This window comes from Methanosphaera sp. ISO3-F5 (assembly GCF_034480035.2).
GTDB lineage: Archaea > Methanobacteriota > Methanobacteria > Methanobacteriales > Methanobacteriaceae > Methanosphaera.
On record NZ_CP118753.2, the window covers coordinates 2036812 to 2060292 of the forward strand.

The window sequence follows — 23481 nt, forward strand, 5'->3', positions numbered from 1 at the left end:
ACATTTTAATAAAATTTTATTTTCTAGAAATTCATTAGAAAAATATTGTTATTACAATAAAAATAGTTATTTTTTTCCCATTTACAATTAGTATTGAATACTAAAGGGTGGAACATTAATTTTTTTCTATATGATCTTGAAAAGGGGTGGTGGTGGTGATTGTGTTAGACATAGTAGTACTAATAGGTAGTACTACATATGACAACATTCAAGTCTTATTTTATCCATCAATATCTTATAATTGGATTACATTATCATATTCGCACTGAATTTCATCAGTTAGTATTATGGTTGTCTTGTTTTGCATAAGTTTTCTTAAACTTTGAAGAACTTTTTGTTTAGTTATCCTATCCATATTTGTAACAGCATTATCTATTATCAGTATCTTTGATTCTTTAACATATGCTCTTGTCAGGAGTATTAGTTCACGTTCACCCTGACTGAGGTTATTGTTTTCATCGGATATTATTGTATCATACTGTTCTGGTAGTTTCATTATGAATTCATGGCTTCCTACTTCTTTTGCTGCTTTAACTATGTCTTCGTGACTTATATTATCTGTTGAATAGGCTATGTTTTCTTCGACACTTGCCTTATATAGTTGATTATGTTCGGACAGGATTGTGCATGAATCCATGATATTCTTTTGAGGTATAGTGTTTATATTTTTACCATCTATTAGTATTTCACCTGAATCTATTTCATATAGCTTAGTTAATAGGTTTATGATGGTTGATTTTCCATTTGATAACTTGCCTTTAATTAATATTTTACTTTTGTCGTCTATTTTAAAGTTCAAATTATCCAATACTTTTTTGTTATCGTAACTGAATGATACATTTTTAAATTCTATTTCTCCCTTGGTTATGTTCTCTTTGTTTTCTAATGTTTCTTCCTGTTCTGGTATGTGCAGTAATTCATAGATTTTTAGGAAGCTAGTATATGCTACTTGTACTTCTCGTATAGTTTTTCCGAAGTATTTAAGTTGATTTATAATAATCTGTCCGTATAATATTAATTCCAGCACGATTTCAAGTTGTATTGTTTTATCAAATAACATGCTTATTGCAATTACATATATTAGAATGTATACCAGGTTAGACATGAATAATGTTATTGGTTCTAATATAATCATTTTTTTGGTTGTGTTATTATATGCTTTTTTATCTAGCTTGTTTATCTGGTCGAATTTTTCTTCACAATAGCCTTTATTATCATTTGTGTTCACAACCGTTTTGTTCAGGTAAGTATCTCCTATTATGGATATTTGTTTACTCATATACTCTCGTGATTCCTTCACGTAATCTATAGCATACTTGTTGATTAGGGCTATTAATATAAGTGTCACGGCCATTATTAACAGGTACCATTTGGTTAATTCCCAGTCGATGATTAGCATCATCACTACAGCCATTATTAGTAACAATATTTTAGAGAGTATTGTTGATAGTTTAACACCTATAAAGCCTCGTATGATCATTGCATCATGATTGATTCTTGTCATTACTTCTCCGGATGGGGTGTCATTTAAGTACTTGTAATTTATTTTCTGAACTTTCTTTTCAATTCTTTGACGTAATTCTAATGTGATCTTATCACTTACTGGATATGTCATGTATGTTATGACTGTTTTAAGAATATATGTTATCAGGATAAGTACGGTTATCTCAATTATGAGATTTGTGAATTTTGGTGTGAAAAATATTGTACTTCCAGGAGTATATTCTCCAAACATGTTTATTATTCTTCCTAGTATTCGAGGTAAATTAATGGCACATACGGATTGAACTAGTAGTAATGAGATAATTATTATAAATCGTAAGCTATGTGGCTTTAAGAGTTCCTTTAGAAAATCTATAAAATCCTCATAATCGGCAAGTTTCTTCATAATAACATCCCCTTATCATTGTTAACCAGGTTTTTATAATATTCTGAATTTTCTATTAATTCTGAATGTGTGCCTATAGTGCTGATTTTTCCATCATCTAACAGGATTATCTTATCCATGTTTTCGAGTATTTCAATGTTGTCTGTTACAAGAATTATTGTTTTATTCTTTAAATGTTCTTTAATCTTTTCGAATATTTTGTACTGGGAGTTTTCATCATAGGTTGTGAATACATTATCGAATAGGTATATGTCAGCTTTTTTCACTAGGCAACGCATTATGTTCAGCCTATTTTTTATGCTTGTGGATAAATTTGCACCTTTTTCGTTGACTTGGTACTGTAAAAAGTCATCTATGTCATCAACATATTTGTCTAAACCGGATAATTCTGCTGATAATCGGATTTCATCTAAGTCTATTGAATCATCGTTAAGGGTAATGTTTGTTTTTACTGTATCATTAAACAGGAAATTTTTTTGTGTTGCAACTGATATTTTACTATTTAAGTCTTTCCTCTTTATTTGATTAATTGTATTACCGTCTATTTTTATTTCACCACTGGTACAAGGGTATAATCCATGTATGAGTGATAATAGTGTTGATTTTCCACTTGCAATTTTACCTACAATTGCTATTGTTGATTCTTTTTCAACATTAAATGTCATATCACTGATAACATTATCTGTTGCATATTTGAAGTTCACATCATTAAATTCAATTATGTTCGGATTATTATTGTTTTTATATTCATAATCTTTTTCTATAACTGTGTATTCAATATCTAGTACTTGTTCAATTCTTTTTGCTGTTCCATTTGCCACTGATAGTGAACTGAATATTGCTGGTAATAGGTTTATGCTTGTTAAAGTAAACAGTATGAACTGGAAGAAGATTACTAATTCTGTTATGTCCATATTTGCAACTATTAATTCCTGGCTAGTGAAGAGTACCATCAGTACTATGAACAAATTAAATATTATTAAAAATAACGGATAGAAATAACTTGTTATTTTAGAATAATGCATACTTTCAGTATATGATGCTTCTATAGCATCTTGGAATTGTTCCTGTTCATATTGTTGTTTGTTATTCAGTAGTATGTTATCGATTAACAGTGCTCCCTGCTTGAATAAGTAATTGATTCTGGCAAATGTTCTTTTTACCCAGAAATACTTATCACATGCATACCTTAGGATGAAATAGACAAAGATTATGATCATTGCAATTAATATCAGGTATATAATTCCTAGGGAGGAACTCAGATAACTAATATCCAGGTACAATACTAAAAACACAAATGGGATGATGGATACATAAGTAAGAACATTAAAAATAAAATTTCTTATATTGTACACTTCCCTGGTTGCATGACTAATTAAACTAGTGCTTCTGAACTTATGAATTTCTTCTAGGGGTGCATTTGCGTATATATGAAACATTCTTTTTTTAATATTATATGCACTGGATGAGGAGATGTTCATCGACATTGCATAAACTGCCAGCATGGCCAGTATAGTTACTAGGGTCGCAATTATAAGAATTATTTCATAATGGCCCAAGAATTCCAGATCTTTTCCTTTTAGGGATAAATTCAGCAGTTTTCCCACAATATATATTCCGTAGAATTGGGAAAATGTTGCAATAAACTGGAAAATGATGAGTGGAACAATTTTCTTCCACTGTGTTTTAATAAAATATCTTAATAAGACCTTCATTTTAACCACATTTATTTATAATTATTATCAAGATTTCACATCCAAAAATAGATATTGGATAATTACATTAACCTAAAAAATAATAGTTTAATACAAAAAATGAAACCTAATAGTATATTGTATCTTTGTTTTACATTCAATAAAAGTATAAGGTTCAAGAATTATTTACTTTCAATAAGCATTTATAAATCTTATTCGTTATCTTCATGTTTTTCTATATTTACACAATATTATGCTACTATTAATGAAGTGGTTTAATGTACCTTATTGGATGAAACTAACCGCTTTATTGCTTCATATAATTAAATGATTAATGTGTTATAAGTAAAATACAATTATCAAATTAAAAAATAAGGGTGTTTGAAGTAATTATTATATTAACTTCAAAAAATTGATTTTTTTTCAATGCTATCAAGTTAAGGATTTCTTCTTTTTAATATCTTATTTTTCTATTTAATCACCATTTTTAACTTTATTTTTACTTAATTCTTCATATTATATTATTATACTTTATACTACTAATTGTTTTTTATTTATATCTATTTTTAAGTATTAATTATAGTTAATTTTATATATTACTTATTATATAGTTTTATTTAAGTAATTAGATATGTTAATAGTTTTTATTTGATGTATTGTCAAGTTTTTGTTATTTATATTNGTTTTTGGTGTGATTTATTATGTGTTTCATGTCTTTTGTTTCTGATTATCTGGAAAAAATTAATAAGTATTGTTGTAGAAAATATGTATTAGATGATGTTCATTTTACTCGTAAGCGTAAAATTGGGATGGATGATTTGATTCTTCATATTATTACCAATAAAAACCGTGCTAATGTTGTAGAATGTTTATCTTTTTATAAAGAACTTAAACAGGATGATTTTGTGACTATTACTCCTCAAGCTTTTAGTGAAAAACGACAATATTTGGATCCAAGAGTATTTGTTGATATGAATTCTGATTTGATGTCTGATATTTATAATCAAAGTGATGAATTAAAGGAATATAAAGAATATTGGATATTTGGTTGTGATACAAGTGTTATTGATTGTCCTAATACACCTTTAACTAAAAAAGAATGGGATGTTCCAAAAGATAATCCTATCCACGAATATCGTAGTAGAGCAAGAATTTCTGCCATTACTGATGATTTAAATCATTTTATTCTATCTTCAGAAATAGTTCCTAAAAATACATCAGAAGTAGAGTTAGCAATAAACCACATAAACGATTTAAAAGATAAGATAACTCTCAATAAGAGTATAACAGTATATGACCGAGGATATAACAGTACAAAACTAATATTATATCACTTGATTAACAAATCAAACTTCATAATAAGATTAAAAAAGGACACCTTTAAAAATCAACGAGCAAAAATGCTATCAGATGATGAGAACATAGAAATCAAAGTCAAAAAGATTCATAAAAAAGATTTAACACCTGAAGAAAAAATAATTGCTAAAAGTATAGGAAACCCACAAATAAGAGTAGTGAACATACCAGTAACAAGATCCAATGGAGAAACATACATAGAATCATTAATAACCAATCTTCCACAAGAAAAATTTACCCCAGAAGACCTTAAAAGATTATATGGAACCCGATGGGAAACAGAAATCAATTTCGACAGATTAAAAAACAGATTAGACATAGAAAACTTCTCAGGACAAAAGAAAATAACTATACAACAAGACTTTTACAGCCACATATTCATTTTCAACATACTAATGGCAACATACAATGACGCCACACAACAAATAAACCGAAAATCACGAAAAGAAGTACAAGAAAAACTAGAATACAAACCAAACTTAAACACAATAATAGGACTAATAAGAAAATACCTATTAAAACTAGTATTCGAAGATAAAGCAACACGGACAAAAATAATAAAGCACATAACAGAAATAGCATCCAAAAGTTTAGTCACAACAAAAATAAGCCCACCCCCAAACACCAACAACAGACTAGCACAAGACCCAACAAACAAACACCCCGGAAACAACAGAAAACCATAAAAAAACAAAATGAAAAAAAAGTTACTTCAACACAAAATCCTTAACTTGATAGCATTGATTTTTTTTCAATGCTATTAAGTTGAGTTATTTTTTTATCTTTTTTTATGCTCTTTTGATATTTCCTGGAAATTTGTTGGTTATGTCTTTTACTATTCTTTCTGTGTTTGGTGGATCGATTAAGGATGAAGATAAATCTTCTATCATCTCGTATATACAAAATTCTAATAATTTTAGTTTAAATTCTTCTTTTTCTCTTAATAATACTATTAATATGTCTTTGAATAAACTGAGTGCAGTTGATATGTTGATTTGGTATCGTCTTTTTTTGTTTTTTGAGATTAATATTGTCATAAATCTTTCTCCGTCTTGTTTAAGTGTCATAGTCATGTTGTATGTTAATATTTTAGCGTAGAAGTCTTGTTTTATGCATATTTCTTTTCTACCGCTGAAATTTTCTATTTCGTGTATGTTTTTTAATCGGTCAAATTCTGTTTCTATACTCCATCTTTGATGATATAACTCTTTAAAATCATCATATGGTGCCATTTCTTTTGTTAAATTTGTAATAAGGTATTCTTTATTTTCTTCTTCATCATTTTCTTTTTCTAATTTTATTTCGATTATTCTTAGTTTAATTCGTCCTTCTTTTAGGTATTTTTCTTTTATTTCTTTATTTTCAGCATTTTTTAAACGAGTATTATTTATGTTAATCCATATGTTTTCATCCTGTTTTGTTAAATTTTCGCGTTCTTTTTTGAATGTGGAGTCTTTTAATCGTATTATGAAATAGGAGTTTTGTTCTATGATGTTTAACATCATTTCTAGTGAGTCATATCCTCTGTCACCCATAATTATGCTGTTTTCTAAATCGATGATGTTTTTAAGCTCATTTATTTGTCTAGATGCAAGTTTAGGTTCGCTAGTTGCTTTAATATTGATGCTAGCACTTATTACCATATTAGTTAGTGTATCAGTTATACATGAAATTCTTGCTCGTGGAATAGTGTTTTTAGCATCTAATTTGGACTTAATTCCATATTTTTCGTTAGTAATAGTATGATTAGTTAGTGTTATGATAGAAGTATCTGCTGCAAGTAATGATTTTCCATTATATTTATGTAAATGTTTTAATTGTTTGTATACGTTATGAATTAACTTATCATTTTCCTCTTTAAATAATTCAGGGAGTAAATTTTGTCTTCTTTGGCAAAAAGCAGAACCTGAAACTTTAAAAAACCAATTTTTTTCAATTCTTTTGATGAAATGTCTAGCTTGTGAATTAATGTTTAATCCATTATTATTCAATATAATACCTGCTGTGTTTTCGGGAGTTAATTTTTTTGAATATATGAAGTTATTTTCATTAACATAATACTTTTTATCTATATTTCGTAAATTGGATAATGTGTTGGATACTATTACTTTTGAAAACATGATAAATCAAACCACCAAAATATTACATAATGTTTTTTATAGATGATGTGATGCAAAAAAAAATATTAGATTAAAAACAATAAGAATAATGATCTAAACCTATAAATTACTATGTATTACTGATTAACTCTTTATTTTTGGGTATAACTTTAGTATTTTTACATTTATAATTTAGTTTTTGAGTTAAAATCTCCCATATTTGCTTCATACTGTAATCGACATTAAATTCTTTTAAAATAAAATCATGAACTTCTTGAATAGTAATTTCATCATTTTCTTTAATCATAAGGTCTACTTTATGTAAATCTGATTTACTTATTTTTTCTGGTCTTCCACCAGTATAATTAGGTTTCAAACCATCAATTCCCTCAGATTCACAAATTTTAGCCCACCTGTGAATAGTCTGATAAGATTTATTCATTTTATGTGCTACCATATCATATGAATAACCTTCTGCTAATAAATTAATAGCATATAATCGTTCATATATTCTATGAGCTATAACATACTCATGCATTGCTTCTTTTAACTCAGATTTAGACATATTCCTAAAAATATCAATTTTAGTTTTGCCTACCATATATAATAATATATACATCATCACTTATAAATATTATGTAAAAAAAAATAAACATTAAAAAAAATATATAATCCTACCAAAGTTCAACAATACCTCAACTTAATAGCATTGATTTTTTTTCGAAACTTTTTTTTATTATTGAATACTATATATTATTATTAGGAATGAACTTGTAAAATATTTAAAAATATAATAGTATAATAGTGTTTTATAACTCTTTTATTATTATAAAAGATTATAGATAATTTTTATAAATTAATCTAATGATATATGTACTCTTATATTATGTACATTTATTGTATGTTTATTCTTTTATAAAATAAAATAGTTTTAATCATATTTGTATTAATTGTAAAATATTTCAGTTTATTTTTTTGAATCAAAAATAAAAAAATTAATGCTAGTTATTTAATAACAGTATACTTATTAAAAATATAATCGGGGTTAAAAAAGTGGTAAGAACTGCAAAATTAGCGTTGGAAGATGGTACAATATTAGAAGGTGAAGGTTTCGGAGCAGAAACAGTAAAAGCCGGAGAAATTGTATTTTCTACCTCAATGACAGGTTATGTTGCAGCATTAACAGATCCTTCATTCAAAGGACAAATATTAATGTCAACATACCCATTAGAAGGAAATTATGGAGTATCTAAGGATTGGTATCAATCAGAAGATATTAAAGCCGAAGCATATGTAGTAAGACAAGTTTGCAAAGAACCTTGTCATCCTAAATCAGAAAAAACATTATCTGAATTTTTAGAAGAAAATGATGTACCTGGAATAAGCGGAATAGATACAAGATCATTAACATTAAAAATCAGAGAATTAGGTTCAATGAAAGCAGTTGTTGCTAACAAGGAAATAAGTGATGACGAACTACTAAAAATACTGGAAGAACAACCACGCCTAGAAGATATGAATCTAGTCGAAAAAGTCACAGTAAAAGAACCTAAAACAATTCAAGAAAGAAAAGAATACAATGTAGCAGTACTAGACTGTGGAGTAAAAAAGAATATAATAGACCATCTTGTAGCACAAGATGTAGGAGTAACAATAATTCCAGCAACAACAACTGCACAGGAAATCTATGACATGAACGTGGACGGAGTACTAGTATCTAGTGGTCCAGGAAACCCAGAAAATGTAGATAATATACAGGACACAATCAGAGAAATAGCAGAAAAAATGCCTGTCGCAGGAATATGTTTAGGTCAACAAATCATAGCATTAGCATATGGTGCAAAAATATATAAAATGAAATTTGGTCACAGAGGTTCAAACCAGCCAGTACAACACTTAGATACTGGAAGAGTCTACATGACATCACAAAATCATAGTTTCTCCATAGATCCAGAAAGTATTGGTGAAACCGATCTGGAAATTACTCAAGTGAACTTAAATGATGGAACACCAGAAGCAATCAAACACAAAACATTACCAATAATGTGTATTCAATACCATCCAGAAGCTGGACCAGGACCACATGATTCTAAAGTGTTCTTTGACAACTTTGTAAACACTATTAAAGAATATCATGGGAATAAATAATAATAACACTATTTTTTTTGAGGAGTTAAAAAATATGCCAACGGATAAAGATATAAATAAAGTATTAATTATAGGATCAGGACCTATACAAATAGGACAAGCAGCAGAATTCGATTACTCTGGTTCACAAGCATGTAAATCTTTACGTGAAGAAAATATTGAAACTGTTCTCGTAAATAGTAATCCAGCAACAATACAAACAGACATAGAAACAGCAGACAAAGTATATGTAGAACCATTAAATGCTGAAATGGTAGCAAAAATTATAGAAAAAGAACAAGTGGATGCTATACTACCAACAATGGGCGGACAAACAGGATTAAACATAGCAGTAGACCTGGATAAAATGGGCGCCCTAGATGGTGTAAGAGTTCTAGGTTCACCTATACAAACAATCAAAGACGTAGAAGACAGAGATTTATTCGCAGAATTCATGGACAGACTAAACGAACCAATACCAAAATGTCATGCAGTAAACTCATTAGACGAAGCATTAAAAGCCGTCGAAGACATAGGCTACCCAGTAATTGTAAGACCAGGATTCACACTAGGTGGAACCGGTGGAGGAATAGCAAACAACAGAAAAGAATTCGAAGAAATAGTTCTTCACGGACTTGACATGAGTTTCAACGACCAAGTACTAATCGACGAATCAGTACTAGGATGGCAAGAAATAGAATACGAAGTAATGCGTGACAAAAACGATTCATGCATCATAGTATGTAACATGGAAAACATAGATGCAATGGGAATACACACCGGAGAAAGTATAGTAGTAGCACCTACACAAACATTATCCGATGAAGATAACCAAAAACTCAGAAACGCATCAATAAAAATAATCAGAGCACTAGGAATACAGGGAGGATGTAACATACAATTTGCTCTACACCCAATAACAAGGGAATACAAAGTAATCGAAGTAAACCCAAGAGTAAGTAGAAGTAGTGCACTGGCAAGTAAAGCAACAGGATACTCCATCGCAAAAGTTTCATCCAAAATCGCACTAGGATTAACACTAGACGAAATCAAAAACGACATCACCAAAGAAACACCAGCATCATTCGAACCAGCAGTAGACTATGTAATAGCTAAAGTACCAAGATGGCCATTCGACAAGTTCAAAACCAGCTCCGGAGAACTAGGAGTACAAATGCAATCAACCGGAGAAGTAATGTCAATAGGAAGAACCATTGAAGAAGCATTACAAAAAGCCATCAGATCATTAGATATAGATCAAGAAGCATTTGAATACATGGAATACACAGACTATGATCTTGAACATGCAACAGATAAAAGAATGTTCCAAGTATACTCTGCAATAAAAGATGGAAGAGACATCCAAGAATTAGCAGACATTACAAAAATAAGTCCATTCTTCCTAAACAAAATCAGAAACATTGTAAACTGTGAAGAAGAAATCCAAAAACAAGGAAAAGAAATACTCAAAGATTCCAAATTATTCAGACAAATCAAACAATACGGATTCAGCGACAAACGTATCGCCCAATTACTCGATACAACAGAAGACGAAGTGACACAGGCAAGACATGAAATCAGCCTAGCACCAGAATACAAGATGGTAGATACATGTGCAGCAGAATTTGAAGCAAAAACACCATACTACTATGGAACATATGATTCACCTTCACAGATGAAAACAAGCAACAATAAAAAAATAGCAGTTCTAGGAGCAGGACCTATAAGAATTGGTCAAGGAATAGAGTTTGACTACTGTTGTGTACATGCAGCATTAGCATTAAAAGATGAAAATGTAGAAACAATACTTATTAACAATAACCCCGAAACAGTAAGTACTGATTACGACATTTCTGACAGATTATACTTTGAACCATTAACCAAAGAAGATGTACTGGCAGTATTAGAACAAGAAAAACCAGATGGAGTAATTGTTCAATTTGGTGGACAAACATCAATTAACCTCGCAGAATCACTTAATAATGCTGGAATAAACATACTTGGAACACCATTCGAAAGTATTGACATGGTAGAAGACAGGGAACAGTTCACAGAAGTACTTAATGATTTAGGAATTCCACAAGCAGATTATGGTATTGCAAACTCACTTGATGAAGCAAGAGATGCGGCACATAAAATCGGATTCCCAGTACTTGTAAGACCATCATACGTTCTTGGTGGACGAGCAATGGAAATAGTTTACGATGATAATGAACTGGAAGAATACATGAAAGAAGCTGTGAAAGTTTCAAAAGAACACCCAATACTTGTAGACAAATTCTTAGAAGATTCCATAGAACTTGATGTGGATGCATTATGTGATGGAGACGACGTGTATGTATGTGGTATAATGGAACACATAGAAGAAGCAGGTATTCACTCCGGAGATTCAGCATGTGTAATCCCACCACAATCAGTATCACCTGAAATAATTGAACAGGTAGAGGAATACACTAGGAAACTAGCATTAAGACTTGGTGTTATAGGATTAATTAACATACAGTATGCTATTAAAATGGATCCTGAACCAAAATTATATATTATTGAAGCAAACCCAAGGGCAAGTCGTACAGTACCATTTGTAAGTAAAGCAATAGGAATTCCTATTGCAAAAATTGCTTCAAAAATAATGTTGGGTGCTAAACTTTCAGACTTTGAACTAGTTAACTATGCAGATATTAAGCATGTTGCAGTTAAAGAATCAGTATTCCCGTTCCTTAAAATACCTGATTCAGATTCAGTTCTTGGACCGGAAATGAAATCTACTGGAGAAACTATGGGTATTGATAGGAACTTTGGATTAGCATATTATAAATCTCAGCTGGCTGCAAGCAATAATTTACCTACTGAAGGTAAAATATTCATTAGTGTAAGAGATCTTGATAAGCCAAAAATAGCTGCTATTGCTGAGAAAGCTAAAGAGTTAGGCTTTGATTTAATTGCTACTAAGGGAACTGCCGAAGCTGCACCTGATACTGATATTGATGTTATTCGTAAGGTTAGTCAGGGTTCTCCTAATATTCGTGATGCAATGCTTAATGGTGAAGTTGCATTCCTGATTAATACTCCTAGTGGTAAACAATCTGCTGATGATGGTTATATTATCAGAAGATTAGCTATTGAATTGGGTATACCTTATGTTACTACTATTGCTGCGGCTAATGCGGTGTTAAATGCTATTGAAGAAGCAAGTAATGATGAGTTAACTGTTAAATCATTAAATGATTATGCAGAATAACTTCTAAGCTTCATTTTTTTTACTTATTTTTTTATATTATTATTATTATTTTTGAGATGATTTTTTTTATGATTACTATTAAGAATGGTTTAGTGTTAATGGGACATAACCTTAAACCGGTAGAAACAAATGTGATAATAAACGATGAAGGACGAATAATTAAACTATCACCTAACTATGAAGAAGGTGAAATAATTGATGCTACAAACTGTATTGTAACACCAGCATTCATAAATGCACATATTCATATAGGTGACTCTATATCACGTGATGTAGGAGACGGATTATCAATACAAGAACTAGTAGAACCACCCAACGGACTAAAACACCAAATACTAAGAAAAGCATCAGACGAAGAAATAATCCAAGAAATACACGAAACAGCAAAAGAAATGCTATACACAGGAACATCAACATTCATAGACTTCAGAGAAGGAGGAATAAAAGGAATAAACCAACTAAAAAAAGCAATATACGACCTGCCAATAAACGCATGCATACTCGGAAGAAGCGACAAATACTACGACCCAACAACAACACCAGAACAAGCAAGACTAATAACAAGAGAACTACTACAACACTGTGACGGAATAGGACTAAGCGGAGTACAAGACGTAGACCCCGAAATAATGCTACAAATAGCAGAAGTATGCAACCAAGAAGACAAACTAGCAGTAATCCACGTAGCAGAATACTACCAACTACAAGAACAATCAGTACAACTAACAAACCAAACAGAAATAGAACGAGCACTAAAAGCAGGATTCACAACACTAGTACACGCAACACACCCAATACTACAAGACCTAGAACTACTAGATGCAACAAGCCCAATAATAGTATCATGCCCAAGATCAAACGGGATGCTATCAGTAGGAGTGCCACCAATAAGCGCATACATAGAAAACGACATAGATGTAGCACTAGGAACAGACAACGTAATGTTCAACCAGCCAGACATGTTCAGAGAAATGGAATACGCACTAAAAGCAGTAAGAGCATCATACAAAAACAAGATAACAGCATACGACATACTAAAAATGGCAACAATAAACGGATTCAAAATACTTGGAAAAGATATAAGCATAAAAGAAGGAAACATATCTGATATACTAATAATCAAAAGAAAATCAGATGATCCCTACTTATCAATAGTTAACCGTTCATCAGGAGAAGACATAATAAACTTCATAATGGGAAACCAAATGTAACTATAAATCAGATTCCACATAATCAAATTCCCTAACCTTCCTATTATTCCTCATTTCATTCCTATTTTTTTCCTCTAACTCATCAAGACTAATAAAATGCTCTTTTAATTTACTTCTAATATCCTCAGGAATAACATTACTTTCTTGTCTAACAAAATCATAATAAACCATAACAGCAGTACCGTTAGAACGTAAAATTCCATTCTGCCAGGCTTCTTGCATAACAGTAAATGAAGTCTTACCAATCTTAGTAATATATGTTCGAATTTCAACATCATAACCAAAATAAGTTTGACGAATATAATTAAAATCCATATGAACCAATATTAAATTCCATTTCTTATATGTTAATTCATTCGTAGGATTAAAAATCTTAAATAATTCATTACGTCCATATTCAAACCATACAGGTAATGCAGTGTTTGTAATATGTCTTAAAGCATCAGTTTCTCCAATTCGAGGTGTAATATTAGTTTTAAACATAAAATAATTCCCTTAAAATAATCTTTTTTTAAAAACAAAAAAATAGGTGGGCGGTTAAGTTAATTACCACTAGTATTAGTCTTTTTTTTACTACTATCAGAACTATTAGATTTCTTCTTATCAAAACTATTACTGTCAGTAGTCTTATTAGTATAATTATAATTGGTTTTATTAACTTTCTTAACTGTGGTTTGTGTTTGGAACTTAATAGTAATATTCGCAGGCTCAAAAGATTTCTCATCTATAACCTGCACAATATCCGAAGAAGTTGTTAATGAAGTAGGAAGAATATCTTTACTAAAATCTTCACCAATATGTGCTGCTCCAAAAACTGCACCAAAACCAAAAGCAATGATGCTAACAAGCAATATTACTACTAATCCACCATAAGACTTTCTTTTCATACTATCATTTTATACGACTGTCACAGATTTTGCTAAGTTTTTAGGCTTATCTGGGTCAATATTTTTCTCTACACTAATATGATAAGATAATAATTGTAAATCTATGATGTAAATCAGAGGTGCTATTATCTCATCAATTTCTGGATTAAACACGATTTTATCCTCTATATCATCAAGTTGGGTGTCATCTTCTGATCCGAGGATAATCATATTTGCTCCTCTAGCCCTGATTTCCTGAAGATTATTATAAGTTTTAGGATAACTAGGACCTGGAGGTAATATTCCCACTACTGGTATTCCATCATCAATTAATGCCAGAGGACCATGCTTAAGTTCCCCTGCAGGATATCCCTCTGCATGAATATAAGTTATTTCCTTAAGTTTCAATGCACCTTCAAGTGCGGTTGGATAGTTAAATCCTCTGCCAATATAGAAGAAGTCTTTAGCAGCTTTATATTTTTTAGCAATTTTTATTATGCTTTCTTCTCTTTTTATTGATTCTTCAGCTAACTCGGAGATATGATATATTTTCTCTATTAGTTCATTGTTTTCCCCAAGATGAGCAACTAGTAGGTATATGCATATTAGTTGGCTTAGGTATGTTTTTGTTGCTGCTACTCCTATTTCTGGTCCTGCTCTTGTGTATATTACGTGGTCTGCTTCTCGTGTTATGCTGCTTCCTACTACGTTTACTATTGCCAGGGTTTCTGATACTTTCTTGGCGGTTTTTAGTGCTTTTAGTGTGTCTGCTGTTTCTCCGCTTTGTGTTATGAATATTACTAGTGTGTGGTCGTCTAGTGTGTTTTGGAAGTATTCGAATTCGCTTGCTAGTATTACTTCTGTTGGTATGTGTAGTTGTGTTTCTATGAGGTATTCTCCTATGAGTGATGCGTGGTAGCTTGTTCCGCAGGCTACGAAGCATATTCTGTTGAAGTTTTTGAATTTAGATACTATTTCTTTTATTTTTGGTGATTCTGATAGTGTGTCTTTTATTACTTGTGGTTCTTCGTTTATTTCTTTTAGCATGAAGTGTGGGTATCCGCCTTTTTCTGCCATTTCTGGGTTCCAGTCTATTGTTACTACTTCTTTTTCTATTGGTTCTAGTTGGTTGTTCATGACTGTTACTTTGTCTTTTTCTAGTTGTATGATTTCGTTGTCGTCTAGGTATATTACTTGTCTTGTTTCGTTTAGTATTGCTGGTACGTCTGATGCTAGGAAGTTTCCGTTTTGTGATACTCCTACGATTAGTGGGCTTTCTTTTCTTGCTCCTATTATTTTGTCTGGTTCGTCTATGCTTATTGCTGCTAGTGCGTATGATCCTATTAGTTTGTTTATTGTTTTTTGTGTGGCGTGTAATAGGTCGTTTCCTTGTTTTATGTATTTTTCTATGAGGTGTGGTATTACTTCTGTGTCTGTTTCTGATTTGAATGTGTGTCCTTCTTTTTCTAGTTCTTCTCTTAGTTCTTTGTAGTTTTCTATGATTCCGTTGTGTACTACGCTTATCTTGTTGTCACAGCTGTTATGTGGGTGTGCGTTTTCTTTTGTTGGGTTTCCGTGTGTTGCCCATCTTACGTGTGCTATTCCTATGTTTCCGTCTATTTCTGTTAAGTGTATCTGGTCATCTACTTCTTTTATTTTTCCACTACCCTTTTTAACGTTTATTTTGTCTGTTAGGGTAGCTATTCCTACTGAATCGTATCCTCTGTATTCTAATTTCTTGATTGATTCGATTATGGTTGGCGCTACTTCTTTATTAAGTATACATCCTACTATTCCACACATTAATAATCACCAATATTCAAGCTATTATGCTATATTTTATTTCTATTATATTGTTATATATTATTTAATTCATATATTATAATACTTATCATTTACAAAGATATATAGTAACATACACAAGATAGAAAAATATCTTATAAAAAAAAATTATTCGTGGAATATATATGAGTGACGTAAACAGAGAATTACTTTATGCAGGTAAAGCTAAAGATATTTACAAATCTGAAAATGAAAACGAAGTAATAATTAAATTTAGAGATGACATCACAGCAGGAGACGGAGCAAAAAAGGACACGCTAAGTCAAAAAGGATACTGTAACGTATTAATCTCTGCAAAACTATTCAAAGTATTAGAAGAAAACGGTGTAAAAACACAGTATATAGAACTACTTTCAACAGATGAAATGCGTACAAAATCTCTTGAAATGATTCCCCTAGAAGTAATATGCAGAAACATTGCAACAGGAAGCTTACTCAAAAAATATCCGTTCGAAGCAAACAAAGAACTAAAACCACCAATCATACAATTTGATTACAAAAACGATGAATTCCATGATCCAATGCTAAACGACAGCATCATAAAAGCACTGGAAATAGCTACACAAGAAGAACTAGATGAAATCAGAGAAATAACCTTAAAAATTAACAAAATATTATCCGACTACTTAATAGAAAGAGGAATAATACTCGTCGACTTTAAATTAGAATACGGAAAAGATTCTGAGGGCAACATAATATTAGGGGATGAAATAAGTCCTGACACTACAAGATTATGGGATTCAGAAACCTACGAAAACTTTGATAAAGACATATACAGGAAAGGTGAAGAAGGAGTAGTGGATGCTTACCTTAAAGTTGTTAACTTAGTGCTGTCTGACGAAGAAAAAGTAAAATGGAATGTTGAACAAATATAATAGCACATAGGGAATGATATATTATGGATTATAATGTTGAAGTAAGAACAAGTTTAAAAAAAGGAATGTTAAATCCGGAAGCATCAACCATAGAAAAGGCATTAGCATTACTTAACTTTGAAGTAAAAGATACAAAAACAGTAAATATAATACAATTCACATTAAATGCAGATAATAAAGACGATGCATTAGCACAAGTAGATGAAATGTGTCAAAAATTATTATGCAACCCTGTTATTCATGATTATGAAATAAGTATAAGTGAGGAATAAACATTGACAGATGTATCTGATGTAAACGTAGGTATAATTAGATTTCCCGGTACAAACTGTGACAGGGACATAGAATATGCAGTAAACCTAGTAGGAGCAAATGCTAAATATATCTACTGGAACGAAAACGACTTATCCAATATGGATGTAGTAATCATCCCCGGCGGTTTCTCATATGGAGACTACCTGAGAGCAGGAGCAATAGCAGGAATTACACCAATAATCAACACAATCAAAGACTTTGCAAAACAGGGAAATCCTGTCCTAGGAATATGTAATGGTGCACAAATTCTTGGTGAAATAGATCTGGTTCCAGGAGTATTCATAGAAAACGAAAATGCCAAGTTCATATGCGAAAGCAAAAAACTTAAAGTTAACACTAACAGAACACCATTCACCAAATTATATAAGAAAAATGAAGTAATTGATTTACCTATAGCACACAAAGAAGGAAGATATTACACGGATAATATAGAAGAATTATACGATAATGACCAAATCGTTTTAACATTTGAGGATGAAAATCCTAACGGTTCTATGGATGCAATAACCGGAGTATGTAACAATGAAGGAAATGTTGTAGCAGTAATGCCACACCCAGAAAGGGCCGTTGAAGAATTATTACGTTCAAAAGATGGTTTAAAATTCTTTGAAAGCTTTTTAGACTAACTTTTCACAATCCTCTTTTTCCACATTTTTTGAATACATTTAACTATTTTTTTAAGCACTACTACCTCCAATACTATTTCTTTTATTAATATTAATCAACAAATATAATAATATTATAATAAAAAAAACTATAAGGTAAGATTATTATGACCGTATACATGATTGGTGCAGGTCCAGGTGACCCAGATTTAATAACAGTTAAAGCAGTAAAAATATTAAAACAAGCAGAAGCAGTATTATATGATAGCCTAGCAAACGATGTGCTATTAGAATACGTGCCTGAAGACGCAGAACTAGTATATGTCGGAAAACGTGCAGGAGAACACTACCGTAAACAACCAGAAATAAACGAATTACTCATAGAATATGGAAAAAAATATGATAAAGTAGTACGCCTAAAAGGTGGAGACCCATTCATATTCGGTAGAGGTGGAGAAGAAGAACTAGCACTACTCAAAGAAGGCATAAATGTAGAATTCGTATCCGGTATAAACTCAGCAATAGGATCCGCAACAGGCATAGGATTACCATTAACACACAGAGCCATAGCAACAAGCCTAACACTAGTAACAGGACACGAAGACCCACAAAAAACAGAAAAACAAGTAAACTGGGATTACACAGCAGATACAATAGTAGTATTTATGGGAGTAGGATTACTTAAAAAGTATGTGCCAAAAATACTCCAATACAAATCACCAGACACCCCAGTAGCAGCAATAGAAAACGGAACACTACCAAACCAGAAAGTAATACTCGGAACACTCGCAGACATAACAGAGAAAAAAATAAAACCACCAGCACTAATAATCATAGGAGAAGTAGTGAACATCTACAAAGAATGCGAAGAACTAAGGAGTAAAATGGAATAATGACCACTAAAGATTTTAATAACAAGACTGTCGTCATCACAAGACCCGTTGAACGTTCAGAATCTATGGCTAAAATCATACGAGAAAACAATGGTATACCACTAATTATTCCAACACTCGAACTACAATTAGTAAAATCAGAAGAATTAATATACATAGCAGAAAATATTAAAGAATACGAGTGGATAATATTCACTTCACCAGCAGGAGTAAAATCATTCTTTGAAGTATTCACTGAATCAAAAATCCCATCAAAAATTGCAGTAATAGGAGTAAAAACAGAGGAAGTACTCCAAGAATACAACAACACTCCAGACTTAATACCAGAAAACTTCACTGCAGAAGGATTACTGGAATCATTCAAATCAATCAACCTGGAAGATAAAAACATCGCACTACCCCGAACACTAAGCGCAAGAAAAGTATTACCAGAAGGCTTAGAAGAATACGGGGCTAACGTGACAATAGCAGAAGCATACACTTCCAGCACACCACAAGATACCAGTAAATTAATAGATTTGATGGAAAAAATAATAAACAATGAAATAGATATTATAACATTCACTAGTCCATTAACAGTAACTAACCTATTAAATGTTATTAAACAAGAAAGAAAAGAACAATATGATGCTTTTATAAACCAATTACGTACAAACATAATAGTTGGATCTATAGGACCCATAACAGGAAATGTTTTAAAACAACATAACATTCCAGCCATAGAACCAAAACGTTATACAGTTAAAGACATGATAGATGCATTATTACAAAATATATAACCAGGGGAAAAAATTATGAAAACAATGGTATGGCCAGTATATATAAATTCACAACATACACGTAAAGAAGGACGAATGATATCATTAGACGAAGCAGTAGAAGAACCTAAAATTCGTGAAATCAGCCAAGCTTTACGTAAACTAAAAATTCAATACACGGTAGAACATGACAAATCTTTTCCAGGATCATGGTGGGAAAAATCAGGAAGAGTAATAGTAGAACACGACTTCCCAACAAAAGTAGAATTGCTACGAAAAATAGCAAGCACTATAAAAATTAACCGCCACACAGAATAAACATATTCATTCTCTACAATCTTTTTTTTATAAAGGAGCATAAAAATGACTCTAAATAATACTAACACTTATGAAGAATCAAGAAAACATATGGACCTACTACTAAACAAGGCAAAAGACAAAATTATGGACGCAGAAGACGTAACAATCTTCACACACACAGACTGTGACGGAATAACCGCAGGAAGCATACTATCATCCATAATGGATAAACTAGAAATCGAACACACCGTAAACTTTGTAGAAATAAACGAAGTAGAAAACCTGGAAACAGACACCGAACTAACAATAATATCCGACCTAGGAGCAGGACAAGACATACAAAACATATGCAACAACACAAACTCATCACTAATAGTACTCGACCACCATCCACCCATAAGAAAACTAGGAACAGAACTCCGAGGAGACCTAATAGAAATAAACCCCAACTACTACGGATTAGACGGCTCCTACACAATCTCCGGAGGAGGACTATCCTATTTTTTAGCAAAAACATTCCACTTCTATGACCTAAGCTGGATGGGAATATTAAGCGCAGTAGGAGACATGCAAAACAGCATGACAGGAAAACTCCGAGGACTAAACACAGAAATACTAAGCGATTCAACAGAAGTAGGCTGCGTAAACTACATAAACGACCTACTACTATACGGAAGACATACAAGACCACTATTTGTAGCATTATCATACTTCGGAGACATACACCTACCATTAACAAATAACCGAAATGAATGCATACACTTCCTCGAAAACTTAGACATACCCGTAAAGAACGACCTGGGAACAGTAAGATACCTCTGTGACTTATCCATGGACGAAAAAGGAAGACTATTCACAGAACTGCTTAAAATGATGACAAGAGCAGTTCCAGACAAATACGTGAAATATGTGCCAAAACTAATCTCGGGAGAATCATACGAATTCACATTCGAAGACGATTACACAACATTCAAAGACGCAAGCGAATACAGTACAGTAATAAACGCCTGCGGAAGAAACGGTCGACACGAACTCGGACTAGAAGTAATAAAGGGCAACCGTGATAAAATAGCAGGAGAACTCGAAACACTAGTTAAAAGCCATAAACGATATCTTGCACAAAACATGACCCGGATACAGGAGGCAAATTCGGTGGAAATCATGGAAAACATACAATACTTTGATGGAAGCGGAATAAAACCAAGTGTTGTAGGAACAATAGCCGGAATGTTACTAAGCAATTACGACTGGCAAAAACCAATAATAGGATATACACATATAGATTCAGAACAACCAGGATACAAAGTATCCCTAAGATGCTCAAAACTACTAGGCTATGAAGGAATACACTTCGGAAACATGGTACGAGACATATCAGAAAAATGTGGGGGATCCGGTGGAGGACATAGTGTAGCATGCGGAGCATACATTCCCGAAGAGAACATGGATAAATTCCTAAATATACTAAACAATTCATTTACAATAAACTAAACAAGAAAATATATTCAAACTCCTTTAATTTTTTCCTAATATAATATCATTCTATCAATCCAACCTTTTTGAATGTATAAAACTTTAAATAAAATCAATTATAAATTAATTATTAAGATTTAACTATTTAATAGTAAAATACAATACTAAGGGGTATCATAATGAGAATTTTTAAAAATAAAGGGGAATTCACTAAATTTCAAATATTAGCAAAAATAGCTCAACAAGAACCACATTTAAAACAAAAAGACATAGCAGAAGAATTAGGAATTACCGTACAAGCGGTTTCCGAAAACATAAAAACATTAGTAAAAGAAGGATATGTGGAAACTGGAAGTTCTAATTTTCGTTACAAAATCACAAAATATGGTATAGACAAAGTAAAAACCGAAGCAATCAACCTAAAAGCATACTCTGACATGGTCTTAAACACTATGAATGGATATAAATCAATCTGGCCGGCAATAGCTGCAGAAGATTTACATCAAGGTGAACAAGTATGGTTAAACATGGATGATGGAATATTATATGCAGATACAGAAGATAAATCCGGAGCATACGCAGAAGTGTTTAGTGATGCATTAGAAGGAGAAGATGTAACATTAATCAACCTTGGTGGAGAAATAGATTTAGTTCCTAAAGATGTTGTAATAGTAAAAATTCCTCCAATATCTGAAGGTGGATCAAGAGCTTGTGACATGGACAGAATCCAAGAAATCTATGACCAAGAATTTGACAGAATTGGAGTACTAGGTACAAGTGCAAGAGCAATCACAAACCATTTAAATGTATACCCTGACTTTGAATTTGCAACAGCAAGTGCAACAGCAAGCGCAGCAGAAAAAGGATTAAGAGTTCTAGTATTTGCTGTTGGTAAAATGACTAACAGAATAATTTCAAAACTAGAAGATAAAGGTATTGTATACACAATTGAAGATGTTAAAAAAGTTTAACTCTTCTTTCATGCTATTTTTTTTATTATATTTTTTTCAGATATTTAATTCCGGTCCTGTTAATCTTAGTAATTAAACAATCTTCTATAGAAACATCCGGAGTATAAGATAATGCAAATGCAGTATTTCCCAGCATTGCCATAGATGAACCAATAGTTTCATCATCAAATATGTCCAGTAACTCATTTAATTCCGGATTCACTAGTTTTGTTTCCACAGAGAATTTCCTTGACAAAGCAATGAAATTTTCAATACAAGGATTGCTTCTAAGCATATTTAATAACTCATGGCCATTACTATTTATCATATTAACCTGAACAGGATCTTCGATTACATCCCGGGTATTGATGGAACTTAAAGTTTTAGATATAACATACACAGTTTTGTCAGGTAATATTTTATCAATCCTGGCACGAACAGGAGAACCTTCAAGTAACCTTAAAACACAACCACCATGCATCTCGGAGATAACATCACCCAAACCACTACTCTCAGAAAGTTCAGTTAAATGAGCAATCTCACCAGCCTCATTAAAACTAAGATTAATACCCAACAATCTTGGTAAAGTAAAACTAACACCTAAAGCAAAACCTGCACTAGTACCAAAACCCGCACTAATAGGTAAACTGGTCTCATGATTAATATGAATATCCACATTACTTAAATCAGGAGAGTAACGTTCTCTTATAATCTCCACAGCTCTTCTACTAATAGTATTCAAGGCATTCTCTTTACCGTTAATAGTAATAACTACACGGTCACAACCATCTTCTACAACTGTTTCAGTAACAACACCTTCATCAAGTGCAATGCCAGCACCACGAGACCCCTTCAATACAGGATCAGTGTTCTGGAATATTTCAAAAAAACCAGTAATATGGGCCGGAACAAAAACTTTCAATCTATCTATCATATATTTATTTATATTCTTCTTTTCATAAATACAATTATAATAAAAAATTTATAAAAA

General features: G+C 31.8%; 20 protein-coding genes. 12 read left to right on the top strand and 8 right to left on the bottom strand.

The window, feature by feature from the left end:
- Positions 1–235: 235 nt before the first annotated feature.
- Together PXD04_RS20610 and PXD04_RS20615 are read right to left on the bottom strand one after the other, a co-directional pair.
- Positions 236–1888: an ABC transporter ATP-binding protein gene (locus PXD04_RS20610; protein WP_323736684.1), complete on the bottom strand. Its 1653-nt coding sequence runs from the start codon at positions 1886–1888 to the stop codon at positions 236–238.
- Positions 1885–3603: an ABC transporter ATP-binding protein gene (locus tag PXD04_RS20615; protein ID WP_323736685.1), complete on the bottom strand. Its 1719-nt coding sequence runs from the start codon at positions 3601–3603 to the stop codon at positions 1885–1887. Before PXD04_RS20615 ends, PXD04_RS20610 begins: the two co-directional genes overlap by 4 nt.
- Positions 3604–4283: 680 nt before the next feature.
- Between PXD04_RS20615 and PXD04_RS20620 the strand changes: the two genes are divergently transcribed.
- Positions 4284–5624 (top strand): IS4 family transposase, encoded by a 1341-nt coding sequence (locus PXD04_RS20620; protein ID WP_323736686.1) that lies wholly within the window; start codon positions 4284–4286, stop codon positions 5622–5624.
- Positions 5625–5726: 102 nt separating this feature from the next.
- Here the strand turns inward: PXD04_RS20620 and PXD04_RS20625 are convergent, their stop codons facing one another.
- Positions 5727–7058, bottom strand: coding sequence for an IS4 family transposase (locus PXD04_RS20625; RefSeq protein ID WP_323736687.1), 1332 nt, complete (start codon positions 7056–7058; stop codon positions 5727–5729).
- Positions 7059–7167: 109 nt separating this feature from the next.
- A complete protein-coding gene (locus PXD04_RS20630) occupies positions 7168–7638 on the bottom strand; it encodes a helix-turn-helix domain-containing protein (protein WP_323736688.1) in 471 nt (156 codons plus the stop codon).
- Positions 7639–8090: 452 nt separating this feature from the next.
- Here PXD04_RS20630 and carA point away from each other — a divergent pair, with 452 nt between their 5' ends.
- The 3 genes from carA to PXD04_RS20645 all read left to right on the top strand — a co-directional run bounded on the left by carA (position 8091) and on the right by PXD04_RS20645 (position 13613).
- A complete protein-coding gene (gene carA / locus PXD04_RS20635) occupies positions 8091–9185 on the top strand; it encodes a glutamine-hydrolyzing carbamoyl-phosphate synthase small subunit (RefSeq protein WP_323736689.1) in 1095 nt (364 codons plus the stop codon).
- A gap of 34 nt (positions 9186–9219) precedes the next feature.
- A complete protein-coding gene (carB, locus tag PXD04_RS20640; protein WP_323736690.1) occupies positions 9220–12402 on the top strand; it encodes a carbamoyl-phosphate synthase large subunit in 3183 nt (1060 codons plus the stop codon).
- 68 nt (positions 12403–12470) lie between these two features.
- A complete protein-coding gene (locus tag PXD04_RS20645; protein ID WP_323736691.1) occupies positions 12471–13613 on the top strand; it encodes an amidohydrolase family protein in 1143 nt (380 codons plus the stop codon).
- Here PXD04_RS20645 and PXD04_RS20650 read toward each other — a convergent pair whose 3' ends face one another.
- From PXD04_RS20650 to glmS, 3 genes are read right to left on the bottom strand one after another with little or no spacing between them, the layout of a single operon-like run.
- Positions 13614–14096 carry a thioesterase family protein gene (locus PXD04_RS20650; RefSeq protein ID WP_323736692.1) on the bottom strand — a complete coding sequence of 161 codons (483 nt, stop codon included), beginning with the start codon at positions 14094–14096 and terminating at the stop codon, positions 13614–13616.
- Between the two features lie 59 nt (positions 14097–14155).
- Complete coding sequence (locus PXD04_RS20655) at positions 14156–14500, bottom strand: hypothetical protein (protein WP_323736693.1); 345 nt, start codon at positions 14498–14500, stop codon at positions 14156–14158.
- 9 nt (positions 14501–14509) lie between these two features.
- Complete coding sequence (glmS, locus tag PXD04_RS20660) at positions 14510–16282, bottom strand: glutamine--fructose-6-phosphate transaminase (isomerizing) (protein WP_323736694.1); 1773 nt, start codon at positions 16280–16282, stop codon at positions 14510–14512.
- A gap of 164 nt (positions 16283–16446) precedes the next feature.
- On the opposite strand from glmS, the gene purC reads away from it, so the two are divergent.
- From purC to PXD04_RS20700, 8 genes are all read left to right on the top strand, one after another.
- Entirely contained in the window at positions 16447–17196 is a 750-nt protein-coding gene (purC, locus tag PXD04_RS20665) for a phosphoribosylaminoimidazolesuccinocarboxamide synthase (RefSeq protein WP_323736695.1), read from the top strand.
- Positions 17197–17219: 23 nt separating this feature from the next.
- Entirely contained in the window at positions 17220–17468 is a 249-nt protein-coding gene (purS, locus tag PXD04_RS20670; protein ID WP_323736696.1) for a phosphoribosylformylglycinamidine synthase subunit PurS, read from the top strand.
- Positions 17469–17471: 3 nt separating this feature from the next.
- On the top strand, positions 17472–18137 hold the full coding sequence (gene purQ, locus PXD04_RS20675; protein WP_323736697.1) for a phosphoribosylformylglycinamidine synthase subunit PurQ: 666 nt from the start codon (positions 17472–17474) through the stop codon (positions 18135–18137).
- A gap of 146 nt (positions 18138–18283) precedes the next feature.
- Positions 18284–19009, top strand: coding sequence for a uroporphyrinogen-III C-methyltransferase (gene cobA, locus PXD04_RS20680; RefSeq protein ID WP_323736698.1), 726 nt, complete (start codon positions 18284–18286; stop codon positions 19007–19009).
- Positions 19009–19788 carry a uroporphyrinogen-III synthase gene (locus PXD04_RS20685; protein WP_323736699.1) on the top strand — a complete coding sequence of 260 codons (780 nt, stop codon included), beginning with the start codon at positions 19009–19011 and terminating at the stop codon, positions 19786–19788. Before cobA ends, PXD04_RS20685 begins: the two co-directional genes overlap by 1 nt.
- Before the next feature lie 15 nt (positions 19789–19803).
- Positions 19804–20085 carry a signal recognition particle subunit SRP19/SEC65 family protein gene (locus PXD04_RS20690; protein ID WP_323736700.1) on the top strand — a complete coding sequence of 94 codons (282 nt, stop codon included), beginning with the start codon at positions 19804–19806 and terminating at the stop codon, positions 20083–20085.
- 45 nt (positions 20086–20130) lie between these two features.
- Positions 20131–21558 (top strand): single-stranded-DNA-specific exonuclease RecJ, encoded by a 1428-nt coding sequence (gene recJ, locus PXD04_RS20695; protein WP_323736701.1) that lies wholly within the window; start codon positions 20131–20133, stop codon positions 21556–21558.
- 161 nt (positions 21559–21719) lie between these two features.
- A complete protein-coding gene (locus PXD04_RS20700; RefSeq protein WP_323736702.1) occupies positions 21720–22511 on the top strand; it encodes a winged helix-turn-helix transcriptional regulator in 792 nt (263 codons plus the stop codon).
- A gap of 25 nt (positions 22512–22536) precedes the next feature.
- Here the strand turns inward: PXD04_RS20700 and PXD04_RS20705 are convergent, their stop codons facing one another.
- On the bottom strand, positions 22537–23424 hold the full coding sequence (locus PXD04_RS20705; protein ID WP_323736703.1) for a pantoate kinase: 888 nt from the start codon (positions 23422–23424) through the stop codon (positions 22537–22539).
- Between the last annotated feature and the right edge of the window lie 57 nt (positions 23425–23481).